This window comes from Schnuerera sp. (genome assembly GCF_035459645.1).
Taxonomy (GTDB): Bacteria; Bacillota; Clostridia; order Tissierellales; family Tepidimicrobiaceae; genus Schnuerera.
The window spans coordinates 1-2,015 of the sequence record NZ_DATHXO010000219.1 but is presented as its reverse complement, the minus strand read 5'-3'; the positions used below and the strand labels follow the sequence as shown (position 1 = coordinate 2,015).

Here is a 2,015-nt window from a genome sequence, read left to right as displayed (position 1 = left end):
CCATATCCTTTAGCTTTCTTGAATTAGTTTTTCTTTTTTCACTAAGATAGTCTGCAAGTGGCTGACTTTTTTCAGCAGCATCTTCCATAATCTTTTTCATTGCTTTTAATATGGCTTTTACAGAATACTGTGCAACCTTAATCTCAATGTTTATAGCCTTGTTATTGACATCATCATTTAGCATCTCGGCAACCTCCTTTCCGTGAAAATAAAAAAGTGGCCCAGACTTTTACATCTCAACCACAGTTATCATATATAGAACACCTCTATTTTAGTAGCTTATCTAATTTTTTATCAAAGGTACATACTTGATAGTTTCTAATGTGATTATAGGCATATAACAATGTGTCTACAAAGTCAAACCTTCTTCTGCCATAAAGTTCTAGAGCTGTTTTAATTACTTCTAGATCATCTACTTTTATATTCTCATATTGAAAAAGACAAATTAATATCTCACTTAATTCATCATTTTTTACTTTATATACCTTTTCAAGGACATAGACAATTTCACCTATAACTTCATTTGGAACTAGTACTTTATTATTTTCTATTATATCAGCTGCCTTTTCTGCCAATTCTTCTGTATCATTAAAAGATATCTTAGTATTATATTCGCATCAACTATTTTCATATTTCTCCTGCACCGCCATTGCCCAAGCATTATCTTCTTCTTTTTTTAAATTATCATTTTTATATTTTGATAGAGCACCTCTTAGATTTTTCATTATTGAAAGTTCTTTATCTCTTATCTCATCATATTATGAAAAAATAAATTTAGTTGCTTTGGCAATTAAAGTATCGTTTTTTCAATTATACAGGCGAAGTGGAATTCAGAAAATTGTGTGTATTGGCAATGAGGTATGATGATTAAATAGAGATATAAAAAAGTTTACTCGTTGGTGCTGAAATCTTTTTCCTTTACTTGACTTAAATCAGTAAACTCCCCTCCAGATATTTCATCCCTGTGTATAATAAAATTTATTAAATTTTTTACTTTTTATTTTGGAAAGTTTAAAAAATAGTGTACCTTTAGCATTTCCATGAATACTATCGATGGTATTTACTCCTACCCCTGTAAAGCTTAATTTTAATCTTCCTTCATAATAAGAGGCCACAATATTTGCTGATACCTGTTCTAGTTTTTCATTTAGAACATTTAAAAGCTCTTCAGGTGAATAATATTTAGCCTCCAAAGTAATGGTCTTTGTTTCCCCATTAATATCCATCCCTCCCTTTATTTTGAATATTCTATTATGAATAATATAATTTTTATAGTTCATTTAAAAATAGGAGGTTGGCAAAGTCATTAGATTAAATTGGAGGATTTTAAAAAAGTAGATGTGACAAACGATACCCAGTATTATAGCTAGTATCAGTATTTTTGATATATTGTGATACCTACTCTATTTATATGGTTTATCAAATCATTATTTTCTATTCTATCAAATATCACTAAATCGAAACTATATGGTAAGTACAGTTCATCTAATTCTAAAAGGATTCTATTTAAATCTTTAATATTTATATTTTTACCTATTAATGCTAAATCTATATCTGATCCTTTTTTATAATTTCCCTTTGCTCTAGAACCATAGAGTAGTGCTTTCTCTATTTTTGAATAATTAGCAAAAATATCAATAATTTTTTTTAAAGTACTATCCTTTAAACCGTATTTCATATTTACTTATCCTCTTCTTTTTCCAATTCTTCCATTTTTATTTTTAGTTTTTCAAATTGGTAAAAATATGAATCTTTTATAAGATCAATAATCTCATCTGCTGTCCTTTCATCATATGTATAGCTTGTTAGATTACGACTTTTTATCATTTCCATCCATATTTCTCCATCCTCTATAAGCCCTAATGCAAAGGCTTTTTTTGTAGCATCTCTTGAACCATATATGCCTGTACTACCCCTATGCTCAAGAAAATCTTTTAAAGTCTTCCATGCTAATTCATGGGTATATTCAAAGGATTGAATAACCCCTTGTTTCTCAAGTATGGATAGTTCTCTTT

Annotated in this window: 5 protein-coding genes; all 5 read right to left on the bottom strand. The window is 28.6% G+C overall.

The genetic code is table 11. The annotated features are described in order from the left end of the window. Window positions 1-184 (bottom strand): hypothetical protein (locus VK998_RS05215; protein ID WP_475513927.1); only part of this gene is annotated, 184 nt, incomplete at its 3' end. Window positions 185-266: 82 nt separating this feature from the next. After that, entirely contained in the window at window positions 267-599 is a 333-nt protein-coding gene (locus tag VK998_RS05210; RefSeq protein ID WP_325226285.1) for a PIN domain-containing protein, read from the bottom strand. Window positions 600-956: 357 nt separating this feature from the next. Then, window positions 957-1,226 carry a hypothetical protein gene (locus VK998_RS05205; RefSeq protein WP_325226284.1) on the bottom strand — a complete coding sequence of 90 codons (270 nt, stop codon included), beginning with the start codon at window positions 1,224-1,226 and terminating at the stop codon, window positions 957-959. A gap of 146 nt (window positions 1,227-1,372) precedes the next feature. Then, a complete protein-coding gene (locus tag VK998_RS05200; protein WP_325226282.1) occupies window positions 1,373-1,678 on the bottom strand; it encodes a nucleotidyltransferase domain-containing protein in 306 nt (101 codons plus the stop codon). Window positions 1,679-1,680: 2 nt separating this feature from the next. Further along, window positions 1,681-2,015, bottom strand: a 335-nt coding sequence (locus VK998_RS05195; RefSeq protein WP_325226280.1) for a nucleotidyltransferase substrate binding protein, incomplete at its 5' end; no start/stop codon positions are given.

Coding starts and splice junctions, on each gene's coding strand:
- VK998_RS05205 (WP_325226284.1), bottom strand. CDS start 1,226: ATGGATATTAATGGGGAAACAAAGACCATTACTTTGGAGGCTAAATAT.
- VK998_RS05200 (WP_325226282.1), bottom strand. CDS start 1,678: ATGAAATACGGTTTAAAGGATAGTACTTTAAAAAAAATTATTGATATT.